Here is a 19,040-nt window from a genome sequence, read left to right as displayed (position 1 = left end):
CGTGCCGGCATCGGAACGCTGGGTGGGCTGCGCTGCAGTGGCGCGTGAGAACGACGAATCACTGCGCGGGACAGCTGCACGGGCACACGGCTGGGTGTTGATCGAGCACCGAGGCCCGTGGGGGCGCGAACCATGGGGGCCGGACGGGCCGCTGGGTCGAATCGGCACCGAACTCTCGCGTCGCTGCAATGCCGTCGGGGTGCGCCGGCAACTGGTGCGAGAAAGTCACAGCCGGCGTGAACCCACCGAGACGCGACAGGTGTTTCTCGCTCACTCGGGTCGCCGCGGGCCGTGGCTGGAAAAATACACGGTCGACACCGTCGAGCAGATACTCGAACTGCCCCTCGAAGCCGCTGCGGCGGGCACCCCACCTGGTATCGGGGCTCGCGTCGACCAGCGGCTCTACCTCGTCTGCACGCACGGAAAGAAGGATCCGTGCTGCGCGGTGCTCGGTCGGCCGGTAGCGGCGGCCCTCGACCGACCAAGTGGGCGGGTATGGGAATCGACGCACCTGGGCGGGGATCGATACGCAGCGGGCATGGTGGCCCTGCCCGACGGTAGCTACTACGGCAACCTCGAACCGACCAACGCGCAGGCCGTCGTGGACGACCACGACCGCGGGCATCTCACGTTGCGCCACTACCGAGGCCGCTGCACCGACGAGACCGTCGCCCAGATCGCCGAACACGCTGTACGAACCGAATACGGTCTCACCGGAATCGACGACGTCCACCCGTCCGATGTCACGTCATCCGATGTCACGTCGTCCGGCGTCGCGTCGGATGTCGTGGTGGTGACGACGTCGGGAACTGTGCAGGTACACGTGGCACCCGATCCCGAGCCCCCGCGCCGAACGACCTGCCGTTCCGAGGACGTCGCGAGACCGGACCACGGCATGACAACCATCAGGTCGGTGCCCACTGCCGGGAGAGCGTGACCTTCGAAATGCGACAGGGCCACCGCGTCGAATGCGGTGGCCCTGTCTGCGATTGCGCGTCGTGCGGCAATCTCGAAACCTACGGGAAGATCAGGCCCGGGGTCTTCGACGTGGCGGCCTCGAAACGAGCCTGGACGTCGGCCCAGTTGACGACGTTCCAGAACGCCTTCACGTAATCGGCCTTGACGTTCTTGTACTGCAGGTAGAAGGCGTGCTCCCACATGTCGACCTGCAGCAGCGGAATGATGCCCAGCGGCACGTTGGCCTGCTGATCGTAGAGCTGGAAGGTGAGGAGCTTCTTGCCCAGCGAGTCGTAGCCGAGCACTGCCCAGCCGGAGCCCTGCAGGCCGTTGGCAGCAGCGGTGAACTGTGCGCGGAACTTGTCGAACGAACCGAACTGGTCGTCGATCGCGGCACCGAGTTCGCCTTCGGGCTTGTCGCCACCGTTGGGCGACAGGTTCTTCCACCAGATGGAGTGGTTGACGTGGCCACCGAGGTGGAACGCGAGGTTCTTCTCCAGCAGGAAGATGCTGCCGTGATCCTCGGCCTCGCGGGCTGCAGCCAGCTTCTCGAGCGCGGTGTTGGCACCGGCGACGTAGGTGGCGTGATGCTTGGAGTGGTGAAGCTCGTTGATCTCGCCCGAGATGTGCGGCTCGAGGGCGGAGTAATCGAAATCTAGGTCGGGCAAGGTGTACTCGGACACGTGGTTCCCTTCTCTAACGACGCCGTGCCCATCGCGTGATGCGGGCACGTTCGTCCTACTGCGGATCTTTCGTAGGGTTCAACCCAATCTCATTCCTACCCCTTGTGCAACCGTTGTAACCGAGATGCTTTTCTCGGAATAAATTCACGTGAACAAGACAGCAGGATTCCTGGGCTGCGAAAACCTGCGAATATCACGAATTAGTTGCGTAACAGCGCCGAATTGGTCCACACCATGAACGGAACCTAAACTCGAGGGTGTGAAAGGGGACCGTCCGAACCCGAATTCGGTCGACGAGTCCGTCGCCGCACCCGCGGTGACCGCGCCCCGAGTCCAGATGAACGGCGCCGATCTCCTGCGCGTCATCGCCGTCTGCGCCGTCCTCTACTCGCACATCTCGTTCTACCTACTCGACGACGTCGGCGGCGACTGGTGGATGCTCGACATCGTCAACCTCGTCCTCATCGACGACATAGGCCTCAACCTCCACCTCTCCTTCGTGGGCGTGAGCATGTTCATGCTGCTCACCGGACTGCTCATCACCCGATCCGCCATGCGGCAATCGCGTCGGGACTTCATGGTCGCGCGGCTCGCCCGCCTCGTGCCCGCCCTCTGGTTCGCCATCGCCCTCGCCGTCGTACTCGTCAAACTCGGCGTCAACGGCATGTTCAGCGGACAACCCGGAATCAGCAACGGAGAGGCCGTACTCAGCTTCTTCCTCGGCGGGTTCTTCCTCCGACCCGAGGTCGCCGTACTGGGCGTCACCTGGACACTCGTCGTGCAGATCGTGTTCTACCTCTACTGCGTCGCAATGCGCTCGGCGCTCCGAGCAAGCCCGATCACCGTGCCCCTCATCGGAGCCGCACTCTGCACACTGGTGATCCTCTGGAACCTCTACCTGCCGCAGCCGTACACCATCCCGTTCCTCACCAAAGTCGCCGGAGTACTGCCCACCCTGTTCCTCGGCCAGATCTTCTACCTCGGCTGGGCGAAACTCGTCACCTGGCGCTGGATCGTCATCGGCGTCGTCGCACAAATCGAAGTGATCCGCCTCGCCATCGACGTCCACACCTTCTGGATGGGCGAGACCTACCTGTGGTCACTGCTCGTCGTCACCGGCACCGTGCTACTCCTCGCCCGATACGACGGACCCATCACCCGCTGGCCCATCATCAGCTGGATCGGCACCCGCAGCTACGCCATCTACCTGATCCACACACTCGTGCTCTACCGCATCTACGCAGCCGTGGAACCGCACTTCGGACCGACCGCCGCCGTCCTGGCCTTCCTGACCGGCACCGCCGCACTCGCCGAAATCATCTACCGCTGGATCGAACTGCCCGCAGCACGACACATCAGCACGCGCTACCGACAACTACGCACCCGATCTGCCGCCTGACCCCAGCCCCTGGGTAGTGATCCCCGCTGGGTAGTCCACCCCCCGCTGGGTAGTCAATGTGACATTTGGTGGCCTTTTCGGGGGTCAATGTCACGTTGAGTGGACTGGGGTGGATGGGTAGGGGGAGGTCAGAGCTGCGGGATGACTTCGGAGGCGACCAGTTCGAGGTGATCGAGATCGGTGAGGTCGAGGGTCTGCAGGTACACGCGAGTCGCGCCGATGGCCCCGAAGCGGCCGATTTTGTCGACCAGTTCGGCGGGACTTCCCGCGGCCCCGTTTTCGCGGAGTTCGGAGACATCGCGGCCGATGGCGGCTGCGCGTCGGGCGATTTCCTCTTCGGTGCGGCCGCAGCACAGGACGAGTGCGTTGGAGTAGACGAGGGAGTCGGGGTCACGGTCGGCGGCGGTGCAGGCGGCGCGGACGCGTCCGAACTGGGTTTCGGTGTCGGCCAGCGAGGCGAAGGGGATGTTGAATTCGTCCGCGTATTTTGCGGCCAGGGCCGGAGTCCGCTTCTTGCCTCCGCCGCCGATGAGGATGGGTGGACGCGGCGATTGGACCGGCTTGGGGAGGGCGGGTGAATCGGTGACGGGGTAGTGGGTTCCGGCATGCGAGAACGTCTCGCCGGTCGGTGTTTCCCACAGCCCGGTGATGACGGCAAGGGACTCTTCGAGTCGGTCGAAGCGCTCACCGAGCGCCGGGAACGGAAGGCCGTACGCCTTGTGCTCGTCCTCGAACCAGCCGGCACCCAGTCCCAGGTCGACGCGGCCACCGCTCATGGCGTCGACCTGCGCGACGCTGATGGCGAGTGGGCCGGGGTAACGGAATGTGGCAGAGGTGACCAGCGTGCCCAGCCGGACGGTCGACGTCTCACGAGCCAGGCCGGCCAGGGTTATCCACGCGTCGGTGGGGCCGGGCAACCCGTCGCCGCTCATCGCGAGGTAGTGGTCGGATCGGAAGAAGGCACCGTAGCCGAATTGCTCCGCGGCTGTGGCGACTCGGAGGAGGTCGTCGTAGGTGGCGCCCTGTTGCGGTTCGGTGAAGACGCGTAGCTCGACCGAGGAGTGAGAAGTCATGTTTGCCAGGGTAATCAGCTTGGATAGACGACCGCAGACAACAGCTGTGTCAAATCACGATCGATCCACAGCCTTCATTGGTACTCGATACACCGGCAAGCAGTTGTGAGGCCGTGACCTGTGGATAGAAACCGGCACAGGCCCCGATTCTGTGCATCAACCTGTGGATATTGTGGATGACTTCTGTGAACCAAAGTGACGTATGTCATAGCTGTGCGTACTCGTCGTCGAGCGGGCACGAGTGGCAGTCGCGATCGCACCCGTGACAAGATCGAGAGGTGTCTCACCCCGAGCAGTCGCCCGCCGTCACCGTAGACCGCCTTCCGGTGCCGTTCCCGGAAGCGGCCGTGCTGCTCGACGTCCGAGAAGACGACGAGTGGCAGGCCGGACACGCACCCGGTGCCGTGCATATCCCGATGGGCGACATTCCGTCCAGAGCAGGCGAAATCGACAACCAATCCGAGATCTACGTCGTCTGCAAAGCCGGCGGGCGCTCGGCTCGGGTCGTCGAGTACCTCAATCGCGTGGGCTACGAGGCCGTCAACGTCGAGGGCGGGATGCTCGACTGGCATGCCGCCGGTAGGCCGATCCAACGCGACGACGATTCGGGCGAAGCGAGAATCATCTAGATGTCGGCACCGCAGGGGCGCGCACAGGCGTTCCAGGTCTGCGCCCGCTGCAGCACTCGCTGGGCGGTCGGCGCACGGCCGGGTACGTGGTGCCCCCGCTGCCACGGCGTGCTGCTCTCGCCGGTGTCCGTTCGGGCACCAGCACAGGGACGCCGCAATTTTCGTTGGGTTGCACGGCCTGCATCGTCGAAGAACAAGGCCGTCGGTCTCGCCCGGGTCGCGGCACCGACACCCACTCCGCGTTACGACTCGACGCCCACGTGGGGACTGCGCGACACCCCACGCGACCCCGCCGCACTCCAGCACGTCGGTCGCGTCGAGCAATACGCAGCTAACGCTCAGACATTCGTCTGGATCACTGCGCTGCTGCTTACGCTGGCGGCGTTCGCCGAGCTGTTTCGCTACGGAATTCTGCTGTACAACCGCACCCGTCTGCTGTCGCCGATCACGCTGGCAATCTCCGATGCGCTGGTCTATTTCGCCCAGGTCGGCGCGCTCATCGTCGGTCTGCTCGCGCTGATCACGTCGTCGTGCTGGCTGATTCGGCAACGTCGGCTGGCCTACGCATCGGTCGGGGCGACCGAGCCGCGGTCGGTGCGATGGATGCTGCTGCTCTCGATGCTGCCTCTGGTTCGGATCGTGATGCCCGGGGTGTACCTGACGGAGATCGTTCGTCTCCGAAGCGAATCCGACGGCGATGTATACCGCGAGCTCACCTTGATCCGGATCTGGTGGGCCGTCTGGGCGACGAGCAACGCGCTGGTCGTGGTGCAGGTGCTGTGGAGTCTGCGCAACACACTGCAAGCCCGCGCCGACGGCGTTCTGCTCGCCGCCGTCGTGGCGCTCGTGGCCGCAGTCTCCGCGGTGCTGACCTTGGCCGTCATGCGCCGACTCGAAGGCCGCACCCTGCGCGGTTCGGCGTTGTCTCGTCCCACCCGCTGGGTCATCGCACCCAGCGTCGAGCGAAAGACCACGCAGTCCGAGACCGAGCAGTCCGAGACCGAGCAGTCCGAGACCGAGACCGAGCCGGCCGACGCAGCTCGTGCGGACTTCGGGGCCGAGAAGGGCGACCGGGCGGTGACGGTCTCGTGAGCCCGGACCGACGTGGCCCTCTGGTCGTTGCGCATCGGGGTGCATCTGCGGCAAAGAAGGAACACACGCTCGCCGCCTACGATCTCGCGTTGCGGGAGGGAGCGGACGGCGTCGAATGCGACGTTCGGCTGACCAAGGACGGCCGCATCGTGTGTGTGCACGACCGCCGAGTCGACCGGACCTCGAACGGCACCGGGATCGTCAGCGAGATGACCTTCGACGAGCTCTCCCGGTTGAATTACGGCGATGTCGACGAACCCGCTGAACTTCTGACGTTGCACGACCTGATCGCGTTGGTTCTGGATTGGACCAGCAAGCCGGTCAAGCTCTTCATCGAAACCAAGCATCCGGTGCGCTACGGATCGCTGATCGAGGCCTCGGTGCTGGCCGAGCTGCACCACTTCGGCATCGGTGCGCCTGCCTCGGCGGATCATTCACGGGCGGTGATCATGTCTTTCGCGCCTTCGGCCGTGTGGCGAGTGCGCCGCTCGGCACCGATGCTTCCGACGGTCCTCCTCGGCGACAGTTCGCACTATCTGGGCGGCGGAGCAGCGACGACCGTCGGTGCCACCGCGGTCGGTCCGTCGATCCGAGCGTTGCGTGAGCATCCGACGCTCGTCGATCGAGCAGCCGCGTCGGGCCGTGCCAGTTATGTGTGGACGGTCGACGAGAGAGACGACGTCGACCTGTGTCGCGAACTCGGTGTCGGGTGGATCGCCACCAACCATCCCGGACGAACGCGAGCCTGGCTGGAATCGAAGAACGTGTAGGTTTTCTGGCGTGGGTAAGAGCAAAAGAAACAGCGGACCGAAGCAGGACAGCAACCGGGCGGCCAAGCTCGCGCAGCGTGAGGCCGAGCGCGCAAGCCTCGAGTCGGCGACGACGCGGCCGTTCGAGGGCCTGGCCGCAGAATGCGACCTGGTAGCGCTGCGCGAATTCGTGCCGTCGGCCACCGCCACTGCGCCGGTCACCGCCGGCGGCCGCACCGTCACTTTGGCAACGGTATTGCCGGGAGCCGTCGCCGCACTGGTGCGCGAAGAGGCAGGCACTGTAGAAGGATTTGTCGGTCTGCAGGTGCAGTTGCAGTCGAAAGACGTTGCAGCAGACATCAGTAGCGCGTTGGGCTGGGTCGCCGCCGCCCCCGCCGGTGAGTCGCTCGAAGCCGCGAAGGTGGACGAGAACACCCCTGCATTGACCGATGTGCTCGACCCGTCCGCACTCCTCGAGATCACCGTGCATCAGGATTTCAATTGGTGGATCCCGGAGAGTGCCACTCCCGCAGCCGATGTGGCCGCGACCGTGGAGCGCGCAAATCAGGCGATCATGCCCTCGGCGCGGATCGAGGCGGACGGTGTCGTCGCGGCGTGGTGGGTCGATGCCGGCGACAAGGCGCACATCCGATGGGTTCGCCCGGAGAGCGAAGACGACGTCATGCTCGCCCTCGCGCGGTTGCACGCTGCCGGAGATCTCAATCTCGGTGAGGGCTCGCGTTACGCAGGCTCGTTCCGTACGCACGGGTTGCTGGTGCCGGTATTCGATCTCGATCCGGAGATGCATCCTACCGAATGGGCTGCTCCGACAAAGGAATTCGGGGAGAAGCTGAACGAGGCTCTTGCCGTCGACGCCCCGCTCACGGGAGCGCAGCTGCGTTCGCGGGACGGCCTTCGTGGCCGTCAGGTCACCCTGCGCTGAGCAGTCGAGTCCAACTGAGACGTGCGGCGGCCCGAAAGTCGTTGCACTGAAACGCACGTCGGGTGGCCGTCGGACAAGGGCTGCTTGTCCGACGACCACCCGTATGAGCGCGAGATCTCTCGCGTTACTCGTCGATGCGTGTCGCGTGGAGCGAATTTACAGCGATCCGCCGGCGACGGTGGGTGCGCCTGCATCGGCGACGACGCTGGTGTTCATCTCGCGGGCAACGAACTGCTCGAGGTCGAACAGGTTGTGGCCGGCGCGGTCTGCGATGTTGAGCAAGGTCTTCATGCTGGCAACTTCCTCGACCTGCTCCTTGAGGAACCACTGCATGAACTGCTCGCCGAGGTAGTCGCCCTCTTCGCGGGCGGTGCTCGCCAGAGCGATGATCTGCTCGGTGACCGTCTCTTCCTGTGCCAGTGCGAGGGCGATGGCCTCACGCGGGTCCGTGAACACGGACTTCGACGCGTCGACACCGGTCAGTTCTACGGTGATGTCGCGATCGAGGAAGTACTGGACGATCATCATCGCGTGGTTACGCTCTTCGACGGACTGCGCGTAGAAGTGCTTGGCCAGCTGCGGCAGGTCGACATTCGCGAAGTAGACGGCGGTGGCGATGTACTGCTGCGAGGCGTTGAACTCGTTGCGGATCTGGTCGCGAAGAAGTGCGTGGAACTTCGTGTGGTTCGTTTCTTTGATGTCTGCGCTCATGGTGAGGACAATATGCCTGGTCAGAGGGCAATGTCATCCAAGTCGAGCCTTATTGAGGCGAACGTAGCCTAATACAGTGAATCCTAAATGTCCGCTCTGAGCAGGGCGTAAGTTACGCGCTTCCGGCCTCTTTGGGTGCATTGGTGGCGCGGATCACCGAGCCGAGCTCGCGTGCCACGTACTGCTCGATGTCGAACAGGTCCGAACCTGCTCGCCGCACGATGTTGAGCAGGCTCTGCATCGCGGCTACTTCCTCGACCTGTTCGGTGAGGAACCAGTGCATGAATTGCTCCCCGATGTAATCGCCCTCGGCTCTGGCCGCCTGTGCGAGCGCGGTGATTCGATCGGTGACCGCCACCTCCTGTGCCAACGCCAACTCCACCGGCTCGACGACCGAATCGAACGCGGTCACCACGTCGTCGATGCCCGACGCGTCCACCTCGAGTCGGTTGTCGATGAGGAATCGGATCATCATCATGGCGTGCCGGCGCTCTTCGGCCGACTGGGCGTAGAAGCGGTGGGCCAACTGCGGAAGATCGTTGCGGTCGAACCAGACCGCGATCGCCACGTACTGCTGGGAGGCGGTGAACTCGTACCGAACCTGGGCGCGCAGTAGATCGTGGAACGAGGTGACGAGCGGATTCGACGGCGATGTCATGGTCCACAACGTACCGGCCGCACGCCCCCGTCAGGGTCCGCCGGTCAGCAGATCTGGCGGAATTTCCCGATCCTGAGCGATGGCGTCGAAGAATGCCGGTGCCCTGGTGTCGTCCCACACCAGGACGTTGCCGACATCGGAGTCCTGGAAGCCGCCGACCGGCACGGTCGTAGTCACCGGCCCGCCGCGCATCGCCCAGGCCAACCCGGCCAGGTTCCAGATGTGGTCTCCGTCGTCGACACTCAACGACGACGCGGTATCGGACACCAACGGCCACAGTTTCAACGGATTGAGGAAAGTGGAAGCGCTGGTTGCCTTGTCGAGCAGAGCGGACATGAAGGCCCGTTGGTTGTTCATTCGGTCGAGGTCGGCCAGTGCGGTCGCACGGGATCGCACGAAGCCGAGTGCCTCGGAACCGTCGAGATCCTGACAGCCGGCGGGAATGTTGATGCCCGCCAACGGATCGTCGATCGCGTTCTGCACGCACACGTTGACCCCGCCGACGGCGTCGACGATTCCGGCGAACCCACCGAAGCCGATTTCGGCGTAGTGATCGATGTGCACTCCCGTCGCGCCCTCGACCGTTTGCACCAGCAGGGAGGGCCCGCCGAATGCGAACGCCGCGTTGAGTTTGTCCTCGCCGTTGCCTGGAATCGGCACATACGAATCGCGGGGCAGGCTGACCATCGTCGTTGCCCCGTCGCCCTCGGGGATGTGGATCATGATGATGGTGTCGGTGCGGCTGGGGCCCACCTCGCCTCCGGTCGCGAGAGATGCTTCCTGTTCCGGCGTCAGGCCGGCTCGTGAATCCGATCCGACGAGAAGCCAATTGGTGCCCGGGGTGTCGCCGATCCTCCCGGGGTACGAGGTGAGGGCATCGACTCGCGTGAGCGAACTGTCGACGTAGTAGACGATGCCGCCGATGCCCAGGACGAGGACGAGCAGAACGATCAGGAACCGGCGGCCCCAGTGCCTGCGCTTACGGGGCTTCGCAACCTTGGGGGGACGTGAATCACGTTGTGGCCGAGCTGGTTCCGGTCGGCGTAAGGCGCGCTGCGGAGAAGCCGGTGGCTGTTTCCGCTCGTCGACGTACGGTTCCGGTTGTTGACGCGGTGCGTACTCGGTGCGTCCGGCGGGGTCCTCGGCAGCGCGGGAGTACTGGCGCGTCGAGTTCGGGGGAACGGAACCGGCAGGGCCGGGTTCGGGTGCCTGCGACCACGCCTGTTGGGGTGGCACAGGGGCACCGTGACGGGGAGCGGCCGGGCGGCCGTCGCGCCTGATGAATTCGGTGCCCTCGGGCGCGGGCCCAGGACGGCGAGGAGTCCCTTGATCCGCAGGAGGTTCAGGGCTGTACCGGCGCGGGTTCGGAACCGGTGGCGGCGGACCGGGTCGGTACTGGCGTGGTGGTGGCGGGGGCGGTCCAGGGGGACCACCGGCGCGCCGAGGCGGGGGAGGGGGCTGCTGACCGGGTGGTCGACGCGGTGGCGGCGGCTGGCTCGGTGGCGGGGTACGCCGATTGGGCGTGCCGTGCCGTCCGTAGCGATCGTCGTCGTTCACGAATCGACTGTACCCATCACGGCAACCACGTCAGGTGTTCACGCAGCAGGGCATAACCGACGAAGGCGACGATGTCGATGAGGGCGTGCGCGATCAGCAGTGGCCACAGCCTCCCGGTGCGCTGCCAGTATCGGCCGAACACCAGCCCCATCAGGAAGTTGCCGATGCCGCCGCCCACCCCCTGATAGAAGTGGTAGCTCCCACGCAGCAGCGAGGAGCACAGCAGGGACTTGTTCTCGCTCAGGCCGAGTCTGCGGAGTCGAGAGATCAGGTAGGCGACGACGATGATTTCCTCGGCACCGGAGTTGGCCAGCGCGTACAGAATCAGGGCGGGTACTCGCCACCAATGGTCGTCGAGTGCGCTGGGGACCACGTTCAGATTGAATCCGAGGGCATTGCCGACCAGGTAGAGAGCGAGACCAGGTAGCCCGATGAGGGCCGCCAGCCCGACGCCGTGGCCGAGGTCGATCTTCAGGCGCGGTTTCGCCAGCCCGATTGAACGCGGTGTCAGATCTGCTCGCCACAGCAGGTACAGCCCCAAGGCTCCCCACGCGCACAGGCGCAGGATGCTCAGCAGCTGGAACAGCAGGTCGATGACGCTGAAGCTCGATCGCGAGGAGTTCAATGCCACCGTCTGATCCGACAGCGCCGCGGTCTGCAGAGCGTCTTCGATCAGCGAGAGAATGCTGCTCATGCCGCTGAGGCCGAAGGTCACCAGCAGCACGATGGCGATCTCGACCTTGATGGTCGTGCGTTCGCGCGCATCGGGCGGTGGAGCGGTGCTCTCCGGCGGCGGTGGCGTCAACCAATTCCTGAAGTCGATCACGGCACGAGTGTGCCCTGTTCTGCTCTGCGACGGAGTCAGCCCCGGGCGCGCAGGCCGTTGAGGAACGGGCAACCGGCAAGAACGCGGAGGGCCCGGCTGAGCGAGATCGTGTCGTCGACGGGCTCGGCGAAGCCCAACCGGACATCGTTGTCCCCGCACTCGCCCTCGATACGCAAACGGATGCCGTAGCGGTCGATACCCAGCGGACGCACGCGCCCCTTCCGCAGCGACGGTGGGAGGCGTCGGGACAGTTGGGCGAGCAGATCGGGATGGTCGGAGTCGAGATGCTCGAGCCAGCTGGTCTCCATCTCCCAGAATGGATCGGGCTCGGCTGCCAGCAGCGAGTCGACGTCGACCGGCTCGGCTCCGGTGCTGTCTGCCACCACTGCGGAGCCGACGATCAGACGCACCAGGGAGGTGGTGTGGCCGACGTCGAGCAGGGCCGCGTGTGGATGCTCGGCGGCCACCGCGCCGGCCATCGGGCGCATCAGCGACTCCGGCACCGGGCGCAGTTCTCCGCGCAGCCACACCAGTGACCGCACCGGTTCGCGCAGTGCCAGAGGTGCGTGATCGGTGAGCTCGACGACGGCGGGAACGCCGGCGCGGGAGGACTGCCAGGTGATCGCGTCGTCGATGGAATCGGTGGGGACGGCAAGAATCATCTCGCCGTTGGGTCGCAGGTGGTGCAGGGACGTCACGACGGGGTCGCTGCCGTCGATCACGAGAGCTGCGCCCTCGGCACGCATGCAGGCGCTGCGCACGCGTTCGGCGGTGGTCGGTCCGGTGGTGGTGGTTGCGCCGAGCATGGGCTCCTCCGATGCGGTCGGTACAGTCGAATGGCCAGTAGGTGAGGCATACCTAAGTAATGTGCACCTAAGTTAGCTCGATGTGGCGAGTATCGCAAGCGCAAGCTGGGACTACCGTGAACGTGTGCCGATTCCGTTGACCCTCGGTGTGCCACACCGACCAGACCCGAACGCGCTCGTCGCCGGACTGCTGCAGCCGTTCTGTGCCGATGCCCCTGCCCTGCACGCCGCCTCGCACGCCGCCTCGCACGCCGCCTCGCGCGCCGCCGAATTCGGCCCGCCCGTCGTGCTGGCCTCGACCCTGCTGACGCTGCCACCCACCGAGAATCTCGGGCGCATCGTCGTGCGACTCGACATCGACCCGGACGAGCTCCGCGCGTCGAGCGCAGCCAACTACGAGGCCGTTCGATTCGAGGTCGACGCGGTCCCCGAGCATCTCGCCGACGCGCTCGGGTTGCGACTGCCCTCGCCCCTCGTCGTCTTCCCGGTGTTCGACGCGATCGACGTGGCCGAGACCGCAGAGGCCATCGTTGCCGCTCATCGAACCCCCGGCATCGGTGTCGGCGACACGGCGCGGCGTATCGCCGACGTGCTCGCCGTGGTCTCGCACGCTGACGTGGGTCTGGTCGCCCGCGCCGATACCGGAGACGAGGTCATCGCGATCCTCGCGGCGACGGTGGCATCGCTGCGCGGAGACGACATCGCGTCGGCTCTGGCCGCGCCGAATGTCGGCGCTCTGCGCAAGCTCGTACCCGAGGCCGCCGAGGCGGTGCGGGAGGTACTGCTGGGCGTCGAGATCGCCGACGCCGTCGCCGCCCGCGCCCGGCTCGTCGACGTCGGTTTGATCGCGTCGTGGACATCGACAACGTAACCTCGAGACGTGCCTCGCATCGCTTACTTCGGCCCATCGGGAACGTTCACGGAGATGGCGCTGGCGCAGTTCGAAACGGCCGGTGCATTCGATGGGGTCGGCCTGAGCGGCGACGTCGAGCGAGTGTCGGCCGCTAGCCCTCCCGCGGCGCTCGAGGCCGTCCGATCCGGTGCCGCCGACGCCGCGGTCGTTCCCATCGAGAGCTCCATCGAGGGTGCCGTGCCGCCGACTCTCGACGCATTGTCCGAAGGACGGCGATTGCAGATCGTCGCCGAGACCGAGATCGAGGTCGCCTTCACCATCGTCGGCGGACCCGGTGTCACTCTCGACTCGGCCCGCACGATCAGTGCGTACCCCATCGCCCTCAATCAGGTCCGGCAGTGGCTGCAGGCGACGATGCCCGACGCCGTCGTACAGTCGGCGACCTCGAATGCCGGTGCGGCAGAGGATGTTGCCGCCGGCGTGGTCGACGCCGCTGTCTCGACACGGTTGGCCGGGGAGCGATTGTCTCTGCCGACGCTGGCCGACGACATCATCGACGTCGAGGGTGCGCGCACCCGCTTCGTGCTGGTGACTCCGCCGCAGCCGGTGCCCGCCCGCACCGGTGCCGACCGCACCTCGGTGGTGCTCAAGCCGCCGAACGACCCGGGTACGCTGCCGGCAGCGTTGGCGGAGTTCGGAATTCGCAACATCGATCTGACGTTCATTGAATCACGCCCTACCCGTTCGCAATTGGGCACCTACATGTTCTTCGTGGATTGTGCCGGGCATGTGGACGATCCCCTCGTCGCCGAGGCGCTCACCGCATTCCATCGGAAGATGCCGCTACGTTTTCTCGGATCATGGCCCACAGCAACGACATCGGGAGGTTCGGTGCCGCAACCGACCGACGAGCACGTGCAGTGGTTGTCCGAAATCCGTTCCGGTAGAGGTGATCTGTGATGGGCAAGCTCATTCTCGTTCGGCACGGGCAGACCGTCTCCAACGTCGCGAAGAAGCTGGACACCGCGCCGCCGGGAGCCGAACTCACCGAGCTCGGGCATCAGCAAGCCGAGGCGTACGCGCGCACGCGGCTGGGAAACCCTCCCGCCGTGTTGGTCTCGTCGATTGCTCTGCGCGCCAAGCAAACTGCGGGCTACGTCGAGCGCGGCACCGGAGTGCCCCTCGTCGTGACCGACGGTATCCAGGAGACGTCCGCCGGAGAACTGGAAGATCGAGACGATCCCGAGGCGCACCGACTGTTCACCGAGATCTTCTACCGGTGGCATACCGGGGATCTGGATGCGGCCGCGCCGGGCGGCGAGAGCGGACGCGCGGTGTTGGCGCGCTACGTCCCGGTGCTCGACGAGCTGCGTGGACAGTATTTGGGTGACGACACCGCAGGAGACGTCGTCGTCGTGAGCCACGGGGCCGCAATTCGATTGGTCGCGGCGGCCCTCACCGGTGTCGACGGCACCTTCGCCGCAGACAACCACCTCGACAACACCCAGACCGTCGAGCTGTTGCCGCTGCCCGACGGTGGCTGGGCATGCGCCAAGTGGGGCACGTTCCTGCCGCCCTTCCAGAACAAAGGCAGTGACAAGGCCGACAACCCGATCAGTTGATCGCCGGGTTGCCGATTGCGGGGTCAGTGGTCGCCGGGTCCATGGCCGACGAGATCAGCTCGGTCAGAGCCACCGTTACCCGGTGATCCGACGCGCCGGTCAACGAACTCCACGAACGGCCGTCCGCGGCGACAGCAGAGGTGGCGACGATTCGTCCGGCGCGGGTATCGAACAGGGCCACCGGACGCCCGGCCCCGCGCCGAGTCCCATGCCTGCGGGTCACGGCCGTGATCTCGGTCCTGCCCGCGCACGTGGCCATGGCCGAGGCCAGGGTGAGGGCCCGGTCGTCGGCGATTCCGATGCTGCGCAGACGGGAAGCAGTGCCGCCCACGTCGGACGGTGCCGCGTCGAGTGCCTCGGCCAGCAAGTCGGTGGGCGCGTTGATGCTGCCGGGATCGAACGGTGGTGCCGATCCCAGCGACGAGACGAGATCGCGGGCCGGATCTCCGGCGATGACGCGCAGGGTGATGACGTTCTCTCTTCGTACCGCCGACACCGCGATGGTGTCGTCGGATGCGATGCAGATCCGAGTCACGGGAACGGTGTCGCCCTCGAACTGTCGCGCCGAGACGTACCAGCGGGGTTGTTCGAGGACCCGCAGCCACTGGCGAACGTCCTCGTGGACCGCGGTGCCGTCCCACAGTCCAGCCGCCGCGAGGGCCTGCCGGCCGCGGTCGACAGCACGGTCGCGGGCTGCCGCGTCGTCGAAGCGCGGGAAGACGTCGAGCACGACGGGTAGTTCGGCAATCGAGAGCTCGTCGACCAGGAAGTCCATCTCGTCGACACCGAGTGCGGCACTCGGCAGTGTGTGGCCCACCGGCACGGTTCCCAAGTCGATCACCGGCCGATCTCACCGATGTCTTCGAAGGCTGGGTCGTGGAGGGCTGGGTCTTTGTGGGCTGGGTTGTGGAGGGCTGGGTCGGGCAAGGCCGGGTCCGCTCCGATGACCGACGGTGCCACCGTGCGGCCGTCGGCGAAATGCTCGAATTGTTTGAGGTATTCCGGGGTGTCGTGTTCGTCGTCGTCCTGCGCCCGTGTGCCCGATGCGGGCGCAGCACCGGCACCGGTTCCGCGCTGAGCGAGGCCGCCCTCGGCTGTGGTCGGTGCACCGACCGTGGTGGCAGGACTGCTCTGTACTGCACCCGCGAGCGCCGATCCACCGCCGACGGGACTCGACGCCGAAGCGGGCATTCCGAGCCCGCCGCCGATGCTGCCGCTGCTTCCGCCCAGTCCGCCGAACGCCACCGGACGGGTGGACGCCGGCCCGACGGCGAGAGATGCCGAACCACCGGGTGCGAAGGTGTGGCCGATGCCGGCCCCGGGTCCACTCGGCTGCGTCGTCGAGACCAGATTCGATGCCGCGGTGGCCACCGTGGATACGCCTGTTCCGGCGATCGAGGTGGCGGCACTGCCGAGCTGCCCGGCTGCGGCTGCGACGCCGGGGTTCTGCGTCGCGGCCATCAGACCGCCGACCGCAGCCTGAACGGGAGACGTCATCAGCGCACCGTTGGCGAATTTGCCGAGACCACTGCCGGATTCGGACACGATGGCGGGCGCATGATCGAACGTCGTCTTCGCGATCAGGTGCGAGGAGACCAGCTCGAATCCCTCCATGACCATGGCTGCGCGGATGTCGAGCAATCGGTCCGCGACCTCGGCCGCCTCGTAACTTCCGTTGAGCGCACCACCGGTCGATGCAGCTGTGACCTTGGCAGCTTGTACCGCACCGATCTCCACGAGCGACGGCATCGTGGCCAGCGCGACGCCGTACGAGGTCCCCGCGGCGGGGGCTTCGATCGACAGTGCCGCTGCCTTCAGCGCGGTGGCTCCGGTCCACGTGGCGAACCGGGCGAGGGCAGCCTGCGCGAGGAGAGCCGACTCACCCTCCCAGCCTGCGGTCAGAGCTGTCGTGATGGCGGCGATGCTCACCGAGGCCTCGGTGAAGGCCGCGGCCACCGAACCCCAGGCCCCGCCTGCGACATGTAGAGGCACCGGTCCGGGCCCCAGCAGTCGCGTCGAATTTCCTGTCGCAGTTCGTGGTAGCCACACCACACCTGTCACACCGAGCGTCATTGTCCAGCCCCCATGATGTTCGAGCCCCCGTGTCGTTTTCGAAACCGCTGCCGGTCGATGTGTGCGTCAGATGCCGGCGAGCCCCGGCAGGCCCCCGGCGGTGTCGTCGTCGGTGTCCAGGTAGTCCGCGGCCTGCTTGCGCAGTTCCTCGGCGGCCCGGTGTAGCTCCGAAATACCCTGTGCGGCAGCGGGACCGAAGGTATCGGCCGCGGTGGCGAAGAAGCGATCGATCAAGAGCGACACCTCGTCGGTGCCCGGCGGTAACGGCCGAACAGGAAGTGCCGTCGCAGTGACGGCGGCCTGCAAGCGGGCAGCGACCGCATCGAGTTCCGAGGCAGCGAGCTGCAGAGCCACCGGATCGACTTTGATGACGGTCATGAGCACGCTCCCTGCGATCGACGAACTGGGCTGTCGGTAGGTAGGACGCCGCCGTGCCCGGATCGGTTCCATCGATGCCGGAAAAACTCAGAGAGACTTCTGTGCCACCGAATCCATCGTCCACAGCGAGCCTCGGCGATGGATCGAGGTGCGCGTCAACGGTGCGACGTCGACCCGCCAGAACGAGCTGACCGGTGCCGCCAGCACCAGCACGACCGCCGCCCTGATCACCGCGGGTGCGGTCACGGCCAGCGTGCGGCCCGGCGTCGAACCGTCCTCATCGAGCCACGTCCGGACGCGAGCGAACAACGCGTTCAGAGATTCACCGCCCGGCGGTGTGAATGCCGGGTCGCCGAGCCAGGCCATCGCGTCGGCGTCGGGCAGATCGGTCATCTCGAGACCGGACCACCGGCCGTACGCGACATCGGCCAACGCGGGTTCGACGACGACGTCGGTTCCGAAGATCTCGGCAGTGGATCGGGACCGGGCCTCCGGGCCCGACAGCACCCGGTCGGCACGCGGAAAGTCGGTCACCTCGGCCAGTGCGCGCACACCCGCCTCGTCGAGTGGCTCGTCGGCAGGAAAGCGGGCCGAGCGCATCGCATCGGTTCTGGCGTGGCTCACCAACGTCAGGCGGGTCGCTGGGGCAGTCACCGCGTCATTGTGGCATCGGACGGTGTGCTTGCCGTACAGCCATTGACACAGAGTCGAACGCGGTGCCACAGTGCGCAGGTAAGACGCGATGTACGCAGGTAATCCGGTGAAAATCCGGAACGGTTGCGCCACTGTGATCGACGTCGGGCAGATGTCCGAATTCGAAAGCCAGAAAACTCGTACACCGCATGGCCGTCCCTTCATCTCCGAAGGGACCACGGGACGCACAATCCCAGGAGGACACACCTATGGCAATACTTCATGCACCCAGTAACACGACGGAATCGGCGGCACTGGCCGTCGTCGTCGCGGCGACGATACTGCTCGCATTCGTCGTGCTCTACCTCGTCGGATTCGACCAGGGCGCGATCTCGCGCAGTGGCATGTACATGCACGAACTCATGCACGACGGCCGCCACCTGCTGGGCCTGCCATGCCACTGACCGGGACATTCGTTCAGTTGCTGGTGCGAGGTCTGCTCGCCGGTCTCGTCGCGGGACTGCTCGCCGGCGGAGTTGCCTTCGTCATCGGTGAGCCGCACGTCGATTCGGCCATCTCCATCGAAGAAGCTGCAGGCGAGGCACACCACGCCGACTCCGATGCGACTGCTGCGCACTCGCACGTAGACGAGGACGCCCTCGTCAGTCGCGACGGGCAACGCGTCGGACTGTTCCTCGCCACCGGACTCGCCGGACTCGCACTCGGCGCGATCTTCGCGTCGGTCCTGCACTATGCCCGACGGTTCAGCTCGCTCCCGGGCTCGATCCTCGCGCTCCTCGGAGCCGGGGCCGGATGGCTGGCAATCGAAGCAGTGCCGTTCTTCAAGTACCCGGCCAACCCACCGGCCGTCGGAGATCCGGAGACCATCACCCAGCGCACCTGGCTCTGGCTGGCGTCCGTGATTCTCGGTCTGCTGGCCGTGGGAGTCGGAATCTACGTGGCGAAGGCGGTGGCGTCCCAGTCGTCGACAGCAGTCCGTGTAGGCGCTCCGACGGTGGCGTTCCTGGTGATCGTCGGCGTCGGCTACGCACTGCTACCGGGCGTGAACGAGGTGGGCTCGGACTTCCCGGCGACCTTGCTGTGGGAATTCCGACTCTCGTCACTGGCCACGCAGGCAACCTTGTGGCTGGCTCTGGGACTGGGCTTCGCGTTCCTCACCGACCGCGCAGTGCGGCCGGTTCGCCGAGAGGCAGTTGCGGTGTAACCCTCGTGTCCGCGTCAATGGACCATTGCACCGTCGAGACGTATGCAAAGTGCCATTGACGCGGCGCGAGTGGCCGGCCCGGTTCCGGGTGAATGGACCATTGCACCGCTCAGACGTGTGTGCACCGCTCCCCAGAAGTTGGACTGAGTAATTCAGTTCCAACGACTGGGGAG

Annotated in this window: 22 protein-coding genes; 11 read left to right on the top strand and 11 right to left on the bottom strand. The window is 66.0% G+C overall.

Annotation, left to right across the window (positions count from 1 at the left end; genetic code table 11):
• Position 1: 1 nt before the first annotated feature.
• Positions 2-937: a sucrase ferredoxin gene (locus QM588_RS00110; RefSeq protein WP_283310794.1), complete on the top strand. Its 936-nt coding sequence runs from the start codon at positions 2-4 to the stop codon at positions 935-937.
• A gap of 79 nt (positions 938-1,016) precedes the next feature.
• Here QM588_RS00110 and QM588_RS00105 read toward each other — a convergent pair whose 3' ends face one another.
• Positions 1,017-1,640, bottom strand: a complete 624-nt coding sequence (locus tag QM588_RS00105) for a superoxide dismutase (protein ID WP_019667073.1) — start codon at positions 1,638-1,640, stop codon at positions 1,017-1,019.
• Positions 1,641-1,899: 259 nt separating this feature from the next.
• Between QM588_RS00105 and QM588_RS00100 the strand changes: the two genes are divergently transcribed.
• A complete protein-coding gene (locus QM588_RS00100; protein ID WP_283310793.1) occupies positions 1,900-3,039 on the top strand; it encodes an acyltransferase family protein in 1,140 nt (379 codons plus the stop codon).
• A gap of 128 nt (positions 3,040-3,167) precedes the next feature.
• Here QM588_RS00100 and QM588_RS00095 read toward each other — a convergent pair whose 3' ends face one another.
• Positions 3,168-4,112, bottom strand: a complete 945-nt coding sequence (locus tag QM588_RS00095) for an LLM class F420-dependent oxidoreductase (RefSeq protein WP_283310792.1) — start codon at positions 4,110-4,112, stop codon at positions 3,168-3,170.
• 278 nt (positions 4,113-4,390) lie between these two features.
• Between QM588_RS00095 and QM588_RS00090 the strand changes: the two genes are divergently transcribed.
• Genes QM588_RS00090 through QM588_RS00075 form a run of 4 tightly spaced genes read left to right on the top strand, consistent with a single transcriptional unit; the run spans position 4,391 to position 7,525 of the window.
• A complete protein-coding gene (locus tag QM588_RS00090; RefSeq protein WP_048319128.1) occupies positions 4,391-4,741 on the top strand; it encodes a rhodanese-like domain-containing protein in 351 nt (116 codons plus the stop codon).
• Positions 4,742-5,833 (top strand): DUF4328 domain-containing protein, encoded by a 1,092-nt coding sequence (locus QM588_RS00085; protein WP_283310791.1) that lies wholly within the window; start codon positions 4,742-4,744, stop codon positions 5,831-5,833.
• A complete protein-coding gene (locus QM588_RS00080) occupies positions 5,830-6,603 on the top strand; it encodes a glycerophosphodiester phosphodiesterase (protein WP_283310790.1) in 774 nt (257 codons plus the stop codon). The genes QM588_RS00085 and QM588_RS00080 overlap by 4 nt, the downstream gene beginning before the upstream one ends.
• Before the next feature lie 10 nt (positions 6,604-6,613).
• On the top strand, positions 6,614-7,525 hold the full coding sequence (locus tag QM588_RS00075; RefSeq protein ID WP_283310789.1) for a DUF5926 family protein: 912 nt from the start codon (positions 6,614-6,616) through the stop codon (positions 7,523-7,525).
• A gap of 156 nt (positions 7,526-7,681) precedes the next feature.
• Here the strand turns inward: QM588_RS00075 and QM588_RS00070 are convergent, their stop codons facing one another.
• The 5 genes from QM588_RS00070 to QM588_RS00050 all read right to left on the bottom strand — a co-directional run bounded on the left by QM588_RS00070 (position 7,682) and on the right by QM588_RS00050 (position 12,083).
• A complete protein-coding gene (locus QM588_RS00070; RefSeq protein ID WP_027494851.1) occupies positions 7,682-8,236 on the bottom strand; it encodes a ferritin in 555 nt (184 codons plus the stop codon).
• A gap of 112 nt (positions 8,237-8,348) precedes the next feature.
• Positions 8,349-8,894: a ferritin gene (locus QM588_RS00065; protein ID WP_283310788.1), complete on the bottom strand. Its 546-nt coding sequence runs from the start codon at positions 8,892-8,894 to the stop codon at positions 8,349-8,351.
• A gap of 30 nt (positions 8,895-8,924) precedes the next feature.
• On the bottom strand, positions 8,925-10,130 hold the full coding sequence (locus tag QM588_RS00060; RefSeq protein WP_442972839.1) for an LCP family glycopolymer transferase: 1,206 nt from the start codon (positions 10,128-10,130) through the stop codon (positions 8,925-8,927).
• A gap of 337 nt (positions 10,131-10,467) precedes the next feature.
• Entirely contained in the window at positions 10,468-11,277 is an 810-nt protein-coding gene (locus QM588_RS00055; RefSeq protein ID WP_442972838.1) for a CPBP family intramembrane glutamic endopeptidase, read from the bottom strand.
• Positions 11,278-11,312: 35 nt separating this feature from the next.
• Positions 11,313-12,083, bottom strand: a complete 771-nt coding sequence (locus QM588_RS00050) for a DUF2470 domain-containing protein (protein ID WP_283310787.1) — start codon at positions 12,081-12,083, stop codon at positions 11,313-11,315.
• Positions 12,084-12,207: 124 nt separating this feature from the next.
• Here QM588_RS00050 and QM588_RS00045 point away from each other — a divergent pair, with 124 nt between their 5' ends.
• From QM588_RS00045 to QM588_RS00035, 3 genes are read left to right on the top strand one after another with little or no spacing between them, the layout of a single operon-like run.
• Positions 12,208-12,954, top strand: a complete 747-nt coding sequence (locus QM588_RS00045; RefSeq protein WP_283310786.1) for a hypothetical protein — start codon at positions 12,208-12,210, stop codon at positions 12,952-12,954.
• 9 nt (positions 12,955-12,963) lie between these two features.
• The gene (gene pheA / locus QM588_RS00040) at positions 12,964-13,896 is read left to right on the top strand and encodes a prephenate dehydratase (RefSeq protein WP_283310785.1); all 933 of its coding nucleotides are present in this window, start codon (positions 12,964-12,966) and stop codon (positions 13,894-13,896) included.
• A complete protein-coding gene (locus tag QM588_RS00035; RefSeq protein ID WP_283310784.1) occupies positions 13,893-14,558 on the top strand; it encodes a histidine phosphatase family protein in 666 nt (221 codons plus the stop codon). Before pheA ends, QM588_RS00035 begins: the two co-directional genes overlap by 4 nt.
• On the opposite strand, the gene QM588_RS00030 is transcribed toward QM588_RS00035, so the two are convergent.
• The 4 genes from QM588_RS00030 to QM588_RS00015 form a co-directional block, all read right to left on the bottom strand.
• Complete coding sequence (locus QM588_RS00030) at positions 14,551-15,399, bottom strand: ESX secretion-associated protein EspG (RefSeq protein WP_283310783.1); 849 nt, start codon at positions 15,397-15,399, stop codon at positions 14,551-14,553. The two genes, QM588_RS00035 and QM588_RS00030, sit on opposite strands and share 8 nt — an antisense overlap.
• A complete protein-coding gene (locus QM588_RS00025; protein WP_283310782.1) occupies positions 15,396-16,631 on the bottom strand; it encodes a PPE domain-containing protein in 1,236 nt (411 codons plus the stop codon). Before QM588_RS00025 ends, QM588_RS00030 begins: the two co-directional genes overlap by 4 nt.
• 66 nt (positions 16,632-16,697) lie before the next feature.
• Positions 16,698-17,009, bottom strand: a complete 312-nt coding sequence (locus tag QM588_RS00020) for a PE family protein (RefSeq protein ID WP_283310781.1) — start codon at positions 17,007-17,009, stop codon at positions 16,698-16,700.
• Between the two features lie 87 nt (positions 17,010-17,096).
• Positions 17,097-17,663 (bottom strand): histidine phosphatase family protein, encoded by a 567-nt coding sequence (locus QM588_RS00015; protein WP_283310780.1) that lies wholly within the window; start codon positions 17,661-17,663, stop codon positions 17,097-17,099.
• Between the two features lie 248 nt (positions 17,664-17,911).
• Between QM588_RS00015 and QM588_RS00010 the strand changes: the two genes are divergently transcribed.
• Both QM588_RS00010 and QM588_RS00005 read left to right on the top strand, forming a co-directional pair.
• Positions 17,912-18,106, top strand: coding sequence for a CbtB domain-containing protein (locus QM588_RS00010; protein WP_283310779.1), 195 nt, complete (start codon positions 17,912-17,914; stop codon positions 18,104-18,106).
• Positions 18,097-18,867, top strand: a complete 771-nt coding sequence (locus QM588_RS00005; protein ID WP_283310778.1) for a CbtA family protein — start codon at positions 18,097-18,099, stop codon at positions 18,865-18,867. Before QM588_RS00010 ends, QM588_RS00005 begins: the two co-directional genes overlap by 10 nt.
• Positions 18,868-19,040 lie beyond the last annotated feature (173 nt).

It is taken from the genome of Rhodococcus sp. IEGM 1354, from assembly GCF_030056855.1.
GTDB lineage: Bacteria > Actinomycetota > Actinomycetes > Mycobacteriales > Mycobacteriaceae > Rhodococcoides.
This window is presented reverse-complemented; position numbering and strand designations above follow the sequence as displayed.

Excerpts from the sequence above, each read along its gene's own strand:
- QM588_RS00070 (WP_027494851.1), bottom strand. The coding sequence starts at position 8,236 with ATGAGCGCAGACATCAAAGAAACGAACCACACGAAGTTCCACGCACTT.
- QM588_RS00005 (WP_283310778.1), top strand. The coding sequence starts at position 18,097 with ATGCCACTGACCGGGACATTCGTTCAGTTGCTGGTGCGAGGTCTGCTC.
- QM588_RS00065 (WP_283310788.1), bottom strand. The coding sequence starts at position 8,894 with ATGACATCGCCGTCGAATCCGCTCGTCACCTCGTTCCACGATCTACTG.
- QM588_RS00025 (WP_283310782.1), bottom strand. The coding sequence starts at position 16,631 with ATGACGCTCGGTGTGACAGGTGTGGTGTGGCTACCACGAACTGCGACA.
- QM588_RS00010 (WP_283310779.1), top strand. The coding sequence starts at position 17,912 with ATGGCAATACTTCATGCACCCAGTAACACGACGGAATCGGCGGCACTG.
- QM588_RS00095 (WP_283310792.1), bottom strand. The coding sequence starts at position 4,112 with ATGACTTCTCACTCCTCGGTCGAGCTACGCGTCTTCACCGAACCGCAA.
- QM588_RS00050 (WP_283310787.1), bottom strand. The coding sequence starts at position 12,083 with ATGCTCGGCGCAACCACCACCACCGGACCGACCACCGCCGAACGCGTG.
- QM588_RS00020 (WP_283310781.1), bottom strand. The coding sequence starts at position 17,009 with ATGACCGTCATCAAAGTCGATCCGGTGGCTCTGCAGCTCGCTGCCTCG.
- QM588_RS00085 (WP_283310791.1), top strand. The coding sequence starts at position 4,742 with ATGTCGGCACCGCAGGGGCGCGCACAGGCGTTCCAGGTCTGCGCCCGC.